We start from the raw sequence: 14,558 nt of genomic DNA, 5'->3' as shown, positions 1-14,558 counted from the left end.
TATACGCGCTTTAATGAGGGGCGATAGTCACAGTTTCAATCAGAATCAACTGAAATTCCTCACATTTTATTTTTTAAACACTATGCTTAATAGCACCACAGCGGCTTTCACTCTCTGGTCTGACATGACACAATATGCGCCTTTGGACTGCCCGTTAAGCTGTCCGGCAACACTGCATGCACTCATCTGGATATCACTGCACCCATGAAGGGTAAATATAAAGCTGTAATTGCGCTACTTCTGCTATTGCTACTCCTGCCATTGACGTTACTGATGACGCTGGGGTACTGGGTTCCTACGCTGGTGGGCATCTGGCTCCCGGCAGGGACACGCATTGCCTTAAATGAAAGCCCTCGCTTAACGCGTTCCTCACTGCATATCCCCGATCTGCGCTACCTTGCGGGTGACTGCGAACTGGCAACGTTAAAAGATGTCACCCTGTCGCATCCCAGCCGCTGGAAGCTGCATGCGGCATCTGCCAATCTGAATTCTGTCTGTTTCGCCAAATTGCCGCAAAACGATACGGTGCCTGGCGCACCGCGTACTCTCGCAGAATGGCAGTCGATGCTGCCTAACACCTGGCTGACGATTGACGCATTGAGCGTTTCGCCGTGGGAAAAATGGCAGGGTAAACTGGATGTGGCCCTCACGCCAGGACGCCAGGAATTGCAATATGAAGGTGAGCACGTCACCTTGCATGCCCGCCTGCACGGGCAAGCGCTAACCATCAGTGAATTTCAGGCCAGTCTGGTGGATGGCGAGCAGCCAGTGAAGTTGGTTGGGCAGTTCACCATGCCGCTGGTGCCGGACGGCTTACCTATTGAAGGTCATCTCACCTCAACGCTTCAAGTACCACAGGTCCCCACGCTCGTTGATGCTGAATTGAACTGGAATGGCAATCAGGGGCAACTGATCATGCTGGCTCGCGGTGAAGGCGATCCTATCGTCGATTTCCCATGGCAGTTAACCGAGCAACAGCTCACCATCAGCGACGGTCGCTGGAGCTGGCCGTTCCAACCGGGATTGCCGCTCAGTGGGCGAGTCGGTCTCAAGTTGAACAACTGGCAGCAGGGTATTGATAAAACGCTGATTTCTGGTCGTCTGAACGTGCTGACCTCCGGTGATGCCGGTAAGGGAAACGCGGTGCTAACCGTTGGGCCGGGCACGCTCAGCATGGATAAGAGCGATATGCCATTGCAACTGGTCGGTGAGGCGAAGCAGGGCGATCTGATCCTCTACGCCAAGCTTCCGGCTCGTCTTAGTGGCCCATTAATGACGCCGGTACTGGATTTCCAGCCCGGCGCACTGCTGCGTTCCCGTGGTCGGGTGATTGATTCGCTGAATATTGATGAGGTTCGCTGGCCGCTCGCCGGGGTGAAAATCTCCACAGAAGGCATTGATGGGCGGTTACAGGCGATTCTTCGGGCCCATGAGCAGCAAACTGGCGATTTTGTGCTGCACCTTGACGGGCGTGCCGATAATTTTATGCCGGATAAAGGCACCTGGCAGTGGCGCTACTGGGGTGACGGTCATTTCACACCGATGCAGGCGCGTTGGGATGTGACGGGTACCGGAGTATGGCGCGACAGTGCGATTGTACTAAACACGCTGTCTACCGGTTTCGACAAATTGCAGTACGGCACGATGACCATCGACAAACCGCGCCTGAAGCTCGAAAAGCCTATCCATTGGATCCGCGATGAACAGCATCCCTCCTTTACTGGCGCACTGGCACTGGATGCCCGTGAGACGCGCTTTACCGGGGGTAGCGTGCTGCCAGCCTCCGCGCTGACGTTCAGCGTGGACGGACGCGATCCCACATTCTTCCAGTTCAAAGGCGACCTCAAAGCCCAGGAGATCGGCCCTGTTCGGGTGAACGGGCGCTGGGATGGCGAGCGTCTGCGCGGTGAGGCCTGGTGGCCGAAACAGTCGTTAACCGTATTCCAGCCGCTGCTTCCGCCAAACTGGAAAATGAAACTGCGTGGCGGCTCTCTCTATGCGCAGGTGGCATTTTCAGCTGCCGCCGGGCAAGGTTTTGAGGCGGGCGGCCATGGTGTTTTGAAAAATGGCAGCGCGTGGACGCCGGATAATCAGGTGAACGGCGTCGATTTTGTGCTGCCGTTTCGTTTAAAAGAAGGTATCTGGCAACTGGGTACCCGGCATCCTGTTTCATTGCGGATTGCCGAAATCGTCAATCAGGTTACCGCCCGCAATATTACCGCGGATCTCCAGGATACCTGGCCCTGGAGTGAGGCTGAACCTTTACAGCTAAGCGACGTCAGCGTGGATGTGCTGGGCGGGAAGGTCACGATGCAGCAATTGCGGATGCCACAGCATGACGCGGCGTTACTGCGACTGCACCATATTTCGATGAGCGAACTGGTCGGTGCGGTGAACCCAAAACAATTTGCTATGTCTGGCCCGGTAGATGGCGCCTTGCCGCTGTGGCTCAACGACAGTAAATGGATTATCAAAGACGGCTGGTTGCACAACCCTGGCCCGATGACCCTAAGGCTGGATAAAGACACCGCCGACGCGGTAGCCGACGACAATATTGCCGCCGGTGCCGCCATTAACTGGCTACGCTATCTGGAAATTACCCGCTCCTGGACGCGCATTAATCTCGACAGTTTGGGATTATTGACGCTTACGGCAACGGTTACCGGTACCGGGGTGATGGACGAAAAACGCAGTACGGTGCAGTTAAACTACACGCACCAGGAGAATGTTTTTGATTTGTGGCGAAGCTTGCGCTTTGGCGACAAACTTCAGTCATGGCTTGAGCAACACGCGACCCTTCCCGGTGCGCCGTGTCGCAGCGGCACGGAATGTAAGGAGCAACAATGAAATTATCCATCGCCATGATGGCAGTGATGAGCTGTGGCCTGTTGTCAGGATGCGTCCCGCGCATTGAAGTGGCGGCGCCGAAAGAGCCGATTACCATCAATATGAATGTGAAGATTGAACATGAGATCCATATCAAGGCCGATAAGGATGTTGAGGATCTACTGAAATCCCGTAGTGATTTATTCTGAGGTCATGATGCGAAAAATAGGGGTTGCCGCGCTGTTGGCGTTAGGGTTGTTTAGCACGGGAGTACAGGCGTTGACGCTTGCCGACGCGCGTCTTCAGGGTCGCGTCGGGGAGAGTCAGAGTGGCTATCTGGCGGCCATCAAGCCCGACCGCGAAACCCAGGCACTGGTTAAGCAAATTAACGAGGCGCGTAGCGAAAGCTATCGTCAGCTTGCGCTAAGCAATAATCTGCCGCAGCAAGAGGTCGCAAGGCTTGCCGGTAAGAAACTTATCGAGAAAGCGCAGCCGGGTGAATTCGTACAGGGCATTAACGGTCAGTGGCTACGTAAGTAAAGAGCCGGTTGATGTAAGAAAAAGTGCATTCCGGTTGAAAGAGTAGCTGTAACTCGCTCATACTCTCGCATGTAACCTGTTCGCCGGTAACGGTTTTACCGACCTATATGAGAATAATAAAGGAATACCCAATGGCAGAAGAAACAATTTTCAGCAAAATCATCCGTCGTGAAATTCCGTCAGATATCGTTTATCAAGACGATCTGGTCACCGCCTTCCGCGATATTTCGCCACAAGCGCCGACGCATATTCTGATTATCCCTAATATCCTGATTGCCACCACCAACGACGTCACTGCCGAGCACGAACAGGCGCTGGGTCGAATGATTACTGTGGCATCGAAAATCGCACAGGACGAAGGCATTGCTGAAGACGGTTATCGTCTGATCATGAACTGCAACCGTCACGGTGGACAGGAAGTTTACCATATCCATATGCACTTGCTGGGCGGTCGGCCACTGGGGCCGATGCTGGCGCATAAAGGCTAAACTATGAAATCGGCATGTCTGGGTCTTGTGCTTTGCGCAACGCTGCTTGCCGGGTGCCATTCGCGCCCGGAAATCGCCGTTAATGAAGAGCAAACGCTGGTGATGGAGTCGAATCTCCTGGCCGCTGGGATCAGCGCGGAAAAACCTGAATTAACGTCATCGGATATTCAGACCACCGCGAACGCGAAGCTTTTTAATGAAAGGCGAGAGCCGGTCACCGTACATTATCGTTTTTATTGGTATGACGCCCGTGGGTTGGAAATGCACCCGCTGGAAGCTCCGCGCAGTATTACGGTTCCCCCAATGGGTTCTGTAACGCTGTACGGCACCGCCAACGGTCTGGGCGCACATAAAGCCCGGCTTTATCTTTATCTTTAAGGGGTAAACTCGAATGAGTAAATTGGGTCGCTATGCGCTTATTGCCTCCCTGGCAATGTTGCTGGCAGGGTGTGTGGTTCGTGAACAACCTGCGCCGGTTGATACGGCAAATCCACAACAACCACAGCAACCGGTAGAGCCACAGCCGCCGGTACCCACTGTACCTAGTGTACCGACAATCCCAGCGCAGCCGGGGCCGATTGAACATGGCGGTGATGCAACCGCGCAGCCAACGCCGCGCGTTCGTCACTACGACTGGAACGGTGCCGCACAGCCGATGGTGGGCAAGATGTTGCAGGCAAGCGGGGTGAATGCTGGCAGTATTTTGCTGGTAGACAGCGTCAACAACCGGACTAACGGAACCTTAAACGCCGGTGAAGCGACCAATGCACTGCATAACGCGCTGGCCGGTAACGGCAAATTTACCCTGGTTTCTCCGCAGCAACTGGCGGTAGCAAAACAACAGCTTGGTCTGTCACCACAGGACAGCCTGGGGTCGCGCAGTAAAGCGATGGGTATCGCTCGTAACGTTGGCGCACAGTACGTGCTGTATTCCAATGCCACCGGTAACGTCAATTCGCCAACCCTTCAAATGCAGCTGATGCTGGTGCAGACCGGCGAAATTGTCTGGTCAGGAAAGGGTGCGGTTGCGCAACAATAAGCGAGATCGTGACGCGGTACTGTCACGCTATTTTCCGCACTATCGCATCGTCGCCAGCCCCGAGACCTCGGGGCTGAGCGGCAGTAGCTGCATTATTCAGCACGACGAAAGACGCCTGGTGCTACGTCATCATCATGCCCCCGATGCGCCGGAAAGTGATTTTCTTCGGCAATATCATGCGCTCCGTCATCTTCCCGCAACACTTGCGCCTCAGCCGGTTTTTTATACGCCAGGCTGGATGGCGGTTGAATTTTTAGTCGGTGAGATCAAAAGCGTGCTGCCGACACATCGCCAGTTAGCCACTCTCCTGTATGATTTGCACCAACAGCGCCGATTCGGCTGGCCGCTCGCTTTACGGCCGCTACTGGAGCAGTACTGGCAGCAGTGCGACCCGGCCCGCCGAACGCCGTTCTGGCTTCGACGCTTACAGCATCTATCCAGGCAAGGGGAGCCGCGCGCGTTACGCCTGGTGCCGCTGCATATGGATATTCATGCCGGCAACATCGTGCATACCTCACAAGGGCCACGGCTTATCGACTGGGAGTATGCCGGTGATGGCGATGTCGCGCTGGAGCTGGCGGCGGTTTGGACGCAAGACAATTTACAGCGTCATCAGCTAACGATGGCCTACGCCGAACAAGCCAATATCGCGCCGCCGCTTTTATGGCAGCAGGTGATGCGCTGGCGGCCGTGGGTGTTGATGTTGATGGCGGGCTGGTTTGAGTGTCGCTGGCAACAAACCGGCGACGAACAATTTATCACGCTGGCAAACGACGTTTGGTGTCAGCTTAAGCACAAAAGGGAGGCCGTGTGGGCCCAGTAATGTTGGATGTCGAAGGCTACGAACTGGATGCTGAGGAACGTGAAATCCTCGCGCATCCGTTGGTGGGCGGCTTAATTTTATTTACCCGTAACTATCATGACCCTGCCCAACTGCGCGAACTGGTACGCCAGATACGTAGCGCATCGCATAATCACCTGGTAGTGGCGGTCGATCAGGAAGGCGGACGCGTTCAGCGTTTCCGTGAAGGCTTTACCCACTTACCGGCGGCGCAATCTTTTGCGGCGGTGCTGGGCTGTGAGGCGGGTGGTCGCATGGCGGCAGAGGCGGGCTGGTTGATGGCAAGCGAGATGATCGCCATGGATATCGACATCAGCTTTGCACCAGTGCTGGATGTGGGGCATATCTGTACCGCAATTGGCGAGCGTTCTTATCATGCTGATCCGCATAAAGCGCTGGATATGGCGCGTCACTTTATTGATGGCATGCACAGCGCGGGGATGAAAACCACCGGCAAGCATTTCCCGGGGCACGGTGCGGTCATCGCCGACTCGCATAAAGAGACGCCGCATGACGCACGTTCAGAGGCCGAAATTCGTGCTAAAGACATGGCGGTATTCCAGACATTAATTACCGAGAATGCGCTAGATGCAATTATGCCCGCGCACGTGGTCTACGATGCGGTTGACCCTCGACCGGCCAGCGGTTCACCGCATTGGCTGAAGACCGTCTTGCGCGGTGAGCTTGGCTTTGATGGCGTGATTTTCTCTGACGATCTGTCAATGGAAGGCGCGGCGATTATGGGCAGTTATGCCGAACGTGGGCAGGCTTCTCTGGATGCAGGTTGCGATATGATCCTCGTCTGCAATAATCGTAAAGGGGCGGTGAGCGTGTTGGATAACCTGTCGCCGATCAACGCTGAACGTGTTAAGAAGTTGTATCATAAAGGTTCATTTAGCCGTCAGGAACTGATGGACTCCGCCCGCTGGAAAACGGTTAGCGCAGAACTGGAACAACTCCACGAACGCTGGCAGGAAGTGAAGGCTGGTCATTAACCCTCCCGGTGTGGGAGTAATGGTGTGGTGAGGATACGATGATTATCTATTTACACGGTTTTGACTCAAATAGCCCTGGTAACCATGAAAAGGTGCTGCAACTGCAGTTTATCGACCCGGATGTCCGGCTGATTAGCTACAGTACGCTGCACCCGAAACATGATATGCAGCATCTGCTCAAGGAAGTGGACAAGATGTTGCAATTAAACGCCGACGAACGCCCGCTGATTTGCGGTGTGGGTTTAGGCGGCTACTGGGCGGAGCGGATTGGTTTCCTGTGCGATATCCGTCAGGTGGTGCTGAATCCGAACCTGTTCCCGTATGAGAATATGGACGGCAAGATTGATCGCCCGGAAGAGTACATGGATATCGGCACAAAATGCGTGAATAACTTCCGTGAGAAGAACCGCGACCGCTGTCTGACTATCCTTTCACGTCATGATGATGCGTTAGACAGTAAGCGTACCGCCGAAGAGTTGCATCATTACTACGAGATAATCTGGGACGAAGAGCAGGGGCACAAGTTTAAGAATATTTCGCCGCACCTGCAGCGAATCAAAGCCTTTAAAACCTTAGGCTAATTGAGATATCAGAGCCCCGGCTAGCGTTTTGCTAGCCGGGGCTTTTTTTTGTTAATTTTTAATGTGATAGCGTTGGCATTTTTGATAATAAAAGGTATTCGCTCAACTTATGTGCGATAAAACTTGATGCATATCAATTTTGGTATGACCAATGCACCATTCATGTTATTCTCATTGCAGCTGAATGGTTTCGCGTAAGTAACTTGTTGTTAATTAAAGGCTATGTCTATAACTTTTAATTAACAATTGGTTAATAAATTTTAAGGGGGTCTCATGACTACGCCAATCAAGAAAATTGTCATTGTCGGTGGTGGTGCGGGCGGCCTGGAACTGGCTACTCAACTGGGTAGAAAGCTGGGGCGCGGCAAAAAAGCAAAAATCACCCTCGTGGATCGTAACCATAGCCATCTGTGGAAACCGCTGCTGCACGAAGTGGCCACCGGTTCTCTGGATGAAGGCGTTGACGCGTTGAGCTACCTGGCTCATGCGCGTAATCATCATTTCCAGTTCCAGCTGGGATCGGTGATGGATCTCAACCGTGAAGCGAAAACGCTGACCATTGCGGAACTGCGCGATGAGAAGGGCGAATTGCTGGTGCCTGAGCGCAAACTGGCCTACGACACGCTGATTATGGCGCTGGGCAGCACCTCTAACGACTTCAATACCCCGGGCGTGAAAGAACACTGTATCTTCCTCGATAACCCGCATCAGGCGCGCCGTTTCCACCAGGAAATGCTGAACCTGTTCCTTAAATATTCTGCCAATCTGGGCGCGAACGGTAAGGTTAACATCGCGATTGTCGGCGGCGGGGCAACCGGCGTTGAGCTGTCGGCTGAGCTGCATAATGCGGTGAAACAGCTGCACAGTTACGGCTATAAAGGTTTAAGCAACGATGCGTTGAACGTCACGCTGGTGGAAGCCGGTGAGCGAATTCTGCCTGCGCTGCCACCGCGTATTTCAGGCGCGGCGCACAGCGAGTTGACCAAAATGGGTGTGCGCGTGTTAACCCAAACGATGGTTACCAGCGCTGATGAAGGCGGTCTGCATACGAAAGACGGTGAATACATTGAGGCCGATCTGATGGTTTGGGCGGCAGGGATCAAGGCGCCGGACTTTATGAAAGATATCGGCGGTCTGGAAACGAACCGTATCAACCAATTGGTGGTTGAGCCGACGTTGCAAACTACGCGCGATCCGGATATTTATGCCATTGGCGACTGTGCATCTTGCGCGCGTCCAGAAGGCGGTTTTGTTCCGCCACGTGCTCAGGCTGCGCATCAGATGGCAAGCTGTGCGCTGAATAACATTCTGGCGCAGATGAAGGGCAAAGAGCTTAAAGCCTACAGCTATAAAGATCACGGCTCTCTGGTTTCACTCTCCAATTATTCCACCGTCGGCAGCCTGATGGGTAACCTGATGCGTGGCTCGATGATGATTGAAGGGCGTATTGCGCGTATGGTTTACATTTCCTTGTACCGTATGCACCAGATTGCGCTGCACGGTTACTGCAAAACTGCGCTGATGATGCTGGTTGGTAGTATTAACCGGGTCATTCGTCCGCGTCTTAAGCTTCACTAATTTCGCTGTTGTTTCCCGGCGGCGATGTGCCTGGCCGGGCTACTGTTTGTGCTGTTGTTTCCCGGCGGCGATGTGCCTGGCCGGGTTACTGTTTGTGCCGTTGGTTTTCCAGCGGCGCTGTGCCTTATCAGGCCCACAGGTTGATAGAGTAGCCCGGCCAAGCGCAGCGCCGCCGGGTGGCTCAGAATCCTCTGAAACCCTCACTCCCCCCTATAAAACACTTCTTTTGCGTCTTTGTCTGATTGGCTGTGCTAACAAATCGTTGCACAATTGTCAGTAATTGCAACAAAGGAGGAAGTCCCGTGAATAAATCTATGTTGGCGGGTATGGGTATTGGCGTCGCAGCCGCACTTGGGGTTGCTGCCGTAGCGAGTATGAACGTTTTCGACCGTGGCCCACAGTATGCCCAGGTCGTCTCTTCTACACCCATCACGGAAACCGTTAAAAATCCCCGTAAAGAGTGCCGAAACGTGACGGTGACGCACCGTCGACCGGTGCAAGATGAAAACCGTATCGCTGGTTCCGTCCTCGGTGCCGTTGCCGGTGGGGTCATTGGTCATCAGTTTGGCGGTGGTCGCGGTAAAGATGTTGCCACCGTTGTCGGTGCGTTAGGGGGCGGCTATGCCGGTAACCAGGCGCAGGGCGCGATGCAGAATAATGATACTTACACTACGACCGAACAGCGTTGTAAAACGGTGTATGACAAGTCTGAGAAAACGCTCGGGTATGATGTCACCTATAAAATTGGCGACCAGCAGGGGAAAATCCGTATGGATAAGAACCCAGGCAGCCAAATCCCGTTGGATAACAATGGCCAGCTTGTTCTTAATAAAGCCTAAAATAGCGTTACAATAGTATTCGCCCCGCTGCCATATTGATAGCGGGGCGTTTTTTTTAGGATTGTATAATCATTTGTGGCCACAGACGCAGCGTTGTTTCAATAATCTGCATCAGCGTTTCAAAGCTTGCCCCTTCACGAGCGCTTATCGACATTCCCTGCAAAATACAGCCCAGGAACAGCGCCAGTTCTTTGACGTTTTTCTCAGCCGGGATTTCACCGCGTGCCTGACGCAGTTGCAGGAACTGGCATAGCGTCTGTTCTTGCACCGCATGACGGGACTTGATGGTTTTTGCAATCTCTTTAGACGATGCCGCGAGCGCCGCTGACGTGTTGATCATAAAACAGCCCGCAGGAGTGTCTTTGCTGGTAAAGCAGGTCGCCACAGCGGTGAAGTAATTTCTTAACGCTTCAGTGACCGTCTGCTCTTCGCAAAACAGGCAAGCTTCATTTTTCGAGGCAAAGTGCGAAATATAGTGATCGAGAACGGCGCGAAAGAGCCCCTCTTTGTTCGCAAACTCAGCATACAGCGTTGGCGCTTTCGCACCCGTCGCCTCGACAAGGTCAGAGAGAGACGTTGCTTCATAGCCATACTGCCAGAAAAGCGTCATCGCTTTATCAAGCGCCGCTTCCCGGTCGAATACTTTCGGTCGACCACGGCCTTTTTTCGCGCAACTTTGCGTGTCAGTTGTCATCGTGCCGCCTACCTTAGTCGGTTTTAGTGAACGTCCATTATAAAAATAATCGTCGGCAGGGGCTAGCGCTTCCGTGACAAAAATAAATGAAACATATTCATATGAAATATATATGAATTTTAATTAACTAAACGATCGTTATAAAAATAGCGTTGACGTGTGATGCAGATCTCATTATGATTATCTTATCGATCGTTAAGTTAATGACGTCTGACCTACAAAAATCATCTGCAAAGGTAATAATTATGAAAAACGTAAAAACTCTGGCCATCGCAGCCGTTCTAAGTTCACTGTCATTTGCAAGTTTCGCCGCTGTTGAAGTGCAGTCCACTCCAGCAGATCAGCAAAAAGTCGGCAGCATCGCTGCAACTGCGGGTCCAAACCTGGCGTCGCTGGAACAAGAATTGTCACAGAAAGCTGATGCGATGGGTGCGAAATCATTCCGTATCACTTCAGTAAGCGGTCCGAATACCCTCCACGGTACCGCGGTTATCTATAAATAAGCATTAAAACCCTCATAATGCTTTAATATACCACTGCGATAAAAAAGGCCCTGAGCGTAACCCGCTCAGGGCCTTTTCTTTTATAGGCTATTTACTACATATTCTGCTGGGAAACCGCGTCATGGCGGCTGACATCAACCGGCATGCCTGAACGCACATCCATTGCTTTATTCATCACTTCACCGTCGGTATTGGCATTTTGACTGAACGCTTTCATACCGGCGTTGAGGACGATTGGTAGCGTTTGCGGATCGTCATCAATATGCTCTGACAGCGGCTGATGGACTTCCACCCAATGCACGCCATTGGGCTCAATTGACGCTTTAATCGGTGTGTTGATGATATTCACTTTGGTGCCCGGCTTCACTTCATCAAACAGCGCTTTAATATCACCGTCACGCAGACGAATACAGCCTGAGCTGACGCGCATCCCGATACCAAAATCGGCGTTGGTTCCGTGTAATAGATAGACGCCACCGTAGGCCGCGAGGCGAATGGCATGGTGGCCCATTGGGTTATCCGGGCCGGCTGGCATCACTGCCGGGAGATCAACGCCTTGTGCTTTATAGCGTGCGCGAATATTAGCGGTCGGCGTCCAGGTTGGGTTTGCCCGCTTATCGGACACGGTGGTGACCATCGTCGGGGTTATTGTATCGCCGCCCAGTTGGCCGATACCGATAGGGTAGACCGTCACCTTATTGCTGCCCGGCGGATAATAGTAAAGACGCAGCTCCGCCAGATTGAGCACAATCCCTTCACGCGGCACGTCTGGCAGCAGGGTTTGCAGTGGGATGGTCAACACGCTGCCAGCGCGAGGAACGTAAGGATCGACGCCGGGATTGGCCTGTAACAGTGCCAGAAAGCCGACGTTATATTTCTTGGCGATGGCTTCCAGCGAGCCGCCGTTATTTTCCACCACATGGAAACGGTTCTCACCCACCAGGCGGCTGCCCGGTGGCGGTAAGGGCCAGGTGTTGGCGCTGACCGGTAACACAATACTAGCGGCGAGAGCGAATCCCAGCAGCCAGCGTGTAAGTCGCAGAGTTTGATGCATCACGCTAATCCCCAAAGTTGCAAAATGTTACTTAAAAGTTAAAGCGACTATTATGCGGAAATAAACTGTAGGGAAGGGACACAGGATTGAAAGATTACGTAAATGCGGCCCCGATGTGGGGCCGCTGGTGGTTTAGAAGGACATTTTGACCGTCATTTGCACTTCACGTGGATCGCCAATCTGGTTGCCCAAATTGTTGCTGGCGATGGACGAGGTGTAGTAAGTCTTATCAAACAGGTTTTTGACGTTGAGCTGTAGCGTGACCGGATACTGCAACTTCATTTTATAAGCGGCAAAGACATCGGCAACCGCATAACCTGGCAGATAATAATCTGCGCCGTTGGTACCGGAACGGCGGCTCAGCGCGTGCCCGCCACCGCCGATGGTCAGGGTATTGTCGTCATAGACGTTATGGATGTCGTAAGTCAGGAACAAAGAACCGGTGTGGCGCGGCACATTTGGTAGCGGTTTCCCAGCATAATCAGGGTCGTCAATGACCTTCGCATCGGTATAACCGTAGCTGGCAATCACGTTCAGGTTGTCGGTTAGCGCACCGGCAACGTCGACTTCAATCCCTTGCGAGCGGACTTTACCCGCCGTTTTAGCGTAGGTTTCATCACCGATAGTTTCGGTATACATCACGTTGCGTTTATGAATATCAAAGAAGGTGATATTGGACGTAACCCCCTCAAACAAGTCGAATTTTGCACCTACTTCGTAAGCCGTGGACTCTTCCGGCGGCAGGTCGCCAATATAGCTCGCAATGGATGACTGCGGCATAAACGACTGCGCGACGTTACCGAACAGCGATACGCTTGGCGTGAGCTTGTAGACCATGCCGAACTTAGGCGTTAACTTCTCATCCTGGCTGTCGGTATTAACGTTGAAAGGACGGCCTTTACCGGCGTACTGGGTGTAATACTGGTAGCGCACGCCCGCAACGGCGATCCATTTATCAGTCAGATACAGCGCATCCTGCAAATAGGTGGCATAGGTTTCCTGCTGAATACGCTGGTCGCTGTCGGCGGCAGACACGCTGGTACATTTATCCAGCGTACCGTACACCGGGTTGTAGATATTAAAGCCTTTGACGTTCTTACAGCGGATCATATCAGTACGCAGCAGATCGTAATTCTCATAGGCAATACCGCCGAGAATTTCGTTATAAAAGCCACCGATTACCACATTACCCTGTAAATCTGCGCGGGTTGAATGCATCCGCTGGGTGGAACCTTGTGTTGCGTCAACGCGGCGCGTTAGATTGCCCGTTTTCGCGTCATAGGCCATCACTCGCGCCTGATTATCGCTGTATTTATCCTGACTGAATCCATAATCAAAGCGGGCGGTCCACTGGCTGTTAAGGCGATACTCGGCGTTCACCTGCGCCAAATCGGAATCACCATTGGTGACGTTGAATGGTTCATCAAATCGCTCGTCGCGGGGAACGTCGACCGCACGTCCGGTGTTTAAATCAAATATGGTGCCCCTGTCGAACGGCGTGTGGTAGCTGCGGTGAGACCACGACACATTCACCGTGGCGTCATCGCCAAACCAGGTCAGGGAAGGCGCGATAAAGCTACTGCGCTCTTTACCAAAGTTACGCCAGTAATCTTCATTCTGATACTCACCGACCAGCCGGTATGCTAGTTGGGTACCTTCTATTGGGCCGGTGACATCAACCTGTCCAGTACCGCCGCCAAAACTGCTGGAGGTGGCGGAGATGTCGCCGGAAAACGTGCGCTCCGGGCGTTTAGTGACGACGTTAATCAGCCCGCCGGGGTCGAGAATGCCGTACAACGTTGACGCTGGTCCTTTCAGCACTTCCACCCGCGATGTCGCGGCGTTAAAACTGCGTGGCAGTACGGTACGCAGCCCGTTGGTCATGATGGAACCATCGCGGTTTGCGCCGAAACCACGGCGTGTAAAGGCATCCTGGGTGCCGCCCAGCGTATTGGTTTGCACGACGTTTGCCACGTTATACAACGCTTCATCAAGCGTGGTGACATGCTGGTCGGCGAGGACTTTATCGCTGACGGTATTCACCACCTGCGGAATATCCAGCAGTGGCATTGAGGTGAGTGTAGCCGTCGAACTGCTTAGCGGCTGGTAGCCGTCGGTGACCGTCTGGTCGGCCTGCGAGGTGCCAACCACCGTCATCGCTTCCTCTTTTTGCGCGCTATCACCACGGTTTTTAGTTTCTGCCGCCATCAGCGACGGGGAGCTAACCGCCGCCCCCACAAAAAGTAGCGAAAAGAGGGCGCGCCCGGTTTTTCCCGTGAACGTCGGGGAGTGCTGTGTCATCTGTCTGTTTCCCATAAAACCACCGAGTTTCGGCGGTAAAAAGTGATAAAAATCATTGCCCTGATTGATGATATGTTTCCATGCACATCACACGGTGATGCTCTGGATATCTAATTGAGAATCATTCAAACATGACAGGATGTAGTAGTAAATGCAGTCGACAATAAATTTGTAAAACGTATCGGGGCCAGTTTTAGATGACGGTTTTTGATCAGGGTGATATTGATTTCTTATTGATTTTTATTATTTTTATTGCCATCTCTGAAGAGGGGGGATGTG

At 52.9% G+C, this 14,558-nt stretch carries 15 protein-coding genes; 12 read left to right on the top strand and 3 right to left on the bottom strand.

What is annotated here, in order from left to right; genetic code table 11:
* The first annotated feature begins 204 nt into the window (after positions 1–204).
* From U0026_RS12740 to U0026_RS12690, 11 genes are all read left to right on the top strand, one after another.
* Entirely contained in the window at positions 205–2,847 is a 2,643-nt protein-coding gene (locus U0026_RS12740) for a YdbH family protein (RefSeq protein ID WP_062777628.1), read from the top strand.
* Complete coding sequence (locus U0026_RS12735; RefSeq protein ID WP_062777626.1) at positions 2,844–3,035, top strand: YnbE family lipoprotein; 192 nt, start codon at positions 2,844–2,846, stop codon at positions 3,033–3,035. Before U0026_RS12740 ends, U0026_RS12735 begins: the two co-directional genes overlap by 4 nt.
* A gap of 7 nt (positions 3,036–3,042) precedes the next feature.
* A complete protein-coding gene (locus U0026_RS12730; protein ID WP_062777726.1) occupies positions 3,043–3,366 on the top strand; it encodes a YdbL family probable chaperone protein in 324 nt (107 codons plus the stop codon).
* Between the two features lie 131 nt (positions 3,367–3,497).
* Positions 3,498–3,854 (top strand): purine nucleoside phosphoramidase, encoded by a 357-nt coding sequence (gene hinT, locus U0026_RS12725; protein WP_062777624.1) that lies wholly within the window; start codon positions 3,498–3,500, stop codon positions 3,852–3,854.
* Between the two features lie 3 nt (positions 3,855–3,857).
* A complete protein-coding gene (locus U0026_RS12720) occupies positions 3,858–4,232 on the top strand; it encodes a YcfL family protein (protein WP_062777622.1) in 375 nt (124 codons plus the stop codon).
* 22 nt (positions 4,233–4,254) lie between these two features.
* Positions 4,255–4,893, top strand: a complete 639-nt coding sequence (lpoB, locus tag U0026_RS12715) for a penicillin-binding protein activator LpoB (RefSeq protein WP_164717439.1) — start codon at positions 4,255–4,257, stop codon at positions 4,891–4,893.
* On the top strand, positions 4,874–5,716 hold the full coding sequence (gene thiK / locus U0026_RS12710; protein ID WP_062777618.1) for a thiamine kinase: 843 nt from the start codon (positions 4,874–4,876) through the stop codon (positions 5,714–5,716). Before lpoB ends, thiK begins: the two co-directional genes overlap by 20 nt.
* Positions 5,704–6,729, top strand: a complete 1,026-nt coding sequence (nagZ, locus tag U0026_RS12705) for a beta-N-acetylhexosaminidase (RefSeq protein WP_062777616.1) — start codon at positions 5,704–5,706, stop codon at positions 6,727–6,729. Before thiK ends, nagZ begins: the two co-directional genes overlap by 13 nt.
* A 38-nt stretch (positions 6,730–6,767) precedes the next feature.
* Complete coding sequence (ycfP, locus tag U0026_RS12700; protein ID WP_062777614.1) at positions 6,768–7,310, top strand: alpha/beta hydrolase YcfP; 543 nt, start codon at positions 6,768–6,770, stop codon at positions 7,308–7,310.
* Positions 7,311–7,583: 273 nt separating this feature from the next.
* The gene (locus U0026_RS12695; RefSeq protein ID WP_062777612.1) at positions 7,584–8,888 is read left to right on the top strand and encodes an NAD(P)/FAD-dependent oxidoreductase; all 1,305 of its coding nucleotides are present in this window, start codon (positions 7,584–7,586) and stop codon (positions 8,886–8,888) included.
* A gap of 302 nt (positions 8,889–9,190) precedes the next feature.
* Complete coding sequence (locus tag U0026_RS12690; protein ID WP_073971190.1) at positions 9,191–9,727, top strand: glycine zipper 2TM domain-containing protein; 537 nt, start codon at positions 9,191–9,193, stop codon at positions 9,725–9,727.
* 55 nt (positions 9,728–9,782) lie between these two features.
* On the opposite strand, the gene U0026_RS12685 is transcribed toward U0026_RS12690, so the two are convergent.
* Positions 9,783–10,421, bottom strand: a complete 639-nt coding sequence (locus U0026_RS12685) for a TetR/AcrR family transcriptional regulator (protein ID WP_062777608.1) — start codon at positions 10,419–10,421, stop codon at positions 9,783–9,785.
* 245 nt (positions 10,422–10,666) lie between these two features.
* Between U0026_RS12685 and bhsA the strand changes: the two genes are divergently transcribed.
* Positions 10,667–10,924 (top strand): multiple stress resistance protein BhsA, encoded by a 258-nt coding sequence (gene bhsA / locus U0026_RS12680; RefSeq protein ID WP_062777606.1) that lies wholly within the window; start codon positions 10,667–10,669, stop codon positions 10,922–10,924.
* A gap of 94 nt (positions 10,925–11,018) precedes the next feature.
* On the opposite strand, the gene ldtC is transcribed toward bhsA, so the two are convergent.
* Positions 11,019–11,978 carry a L,D-transpeptidase LdtC gene (gene ldtC / locus U0026_RS12675; protein WP_062777604.1) on the bottom strand — a complete coding sequence of 320 codons (960 nt, stop codon included), beginning with the start codon at positions 11,976–11,978 and terminating at the stop codon, positions 11,019–11,021.
* 132 nt (positions 11,979–12,110) lie between these two features.
* Positions 12,111–14,279 carry a TonB-dependent siderophore receptor gene (locus U0026_RS12670; protein WP_062777602.1) on the bottom strand — a complete coding sequence of 723 codons (2,169 nt, stop codon included), beginning with the start codon at positions 14,277–14,279 and terminating at the stop codon, positions 12,111–12,113.
* Positions 14,280–14,558: the final 279 nt, after the last annotated feature.

Origin of the sequence: Kluyvera intermedia (assembly GCF_034424175.1) — a bacterium.
GTDB lineage: Bacteria > Pseudomonadota > Gammaproteobacteria > Enterobacterales > Enterobacteriaceae > Kluyvera > Kluyvera intermedia.
Note: the sequence above shows the minus strand (reverse complement) of the source record. Positions and strands in the feature narration are given on the sequence as shown.

Bases quoted from the DNA above. Each gene is read 5' to 3' on its own strand.
- U0026_RS12735 (WP_062777626.1), top strand. From the start codon at position 2,844: ATGAAATTATCCATCGCCATGATGGCAGTGATGAGCTGTGGCCTGTTG.
- U0026_RS12670 (WP_062777602.1), bottom strand. From the start codon at position 14,279: ATGACACAGCACTCCCCGACGTTCACGGGAAAAACCGGGCGCGCCCTC.
- ycfP (WP_062777614.1), top strand. From the start codon at position 6,768: ATGATTATCTATTTACACGGTTTTGACTCAAATAGCCCTGGTAACCAT.
- ldtC (WP_062777604.1), bottom strand. From the start codon at position 11,978: ATGCATCAAACTCTGCGACTTACACGCTGGCTGCTGGGATTCGCTCTC.
- hinT (WP_062777624.1), top strand. From the start codon at position 3,498: ATGGCAGAAGAAACAATTTTCAGCAAAATCATCCGTCGTGAAATTCCG.
- bhsA (WP_062777606.1), top strand. From the start codon at position 10,667: ATGAAAAACGTAAAAACTCTGGCCATCGCAGCCGTTCTAAGTTCACTG.
- U0026_RS12695 (WP_062777612.1), top strand. From the start codon at position 7,584: ATGACTACGCCAATCAAGAAAATTGTCATTGTCGGTGGTGGTGCGGGC.
- U0026_RS12685 (WP_062777608.1), bottom strand. From the start codon at position 10,421: ATGACAACTGACACGCAAAGTTGCGCGAAAAAAGGCCGTGGTCGACCG.
- U0026_RS12730 (WP_062777726.1), top strand. From the start codon at position 3,043: ATGCGAAAAATAGGGGTTGCCGCGCTGTTGGCGTTAGGGTTGTTTAGC.
- U0026_RS12740 (WP_062777628.1), top strand. From the start codon at position 205: ATGAAGGGTAAATATAAAGCTGTAATTGCGCTACTTCTGCTATTGCTA.
- U0026_RS12720 (WP_062777622.1), top strand. From the start codon at position 3,858: ATGAAATCGGCATGTCTGGGTCTTGTGCTTTGCGCAACGCTGCTTGCC.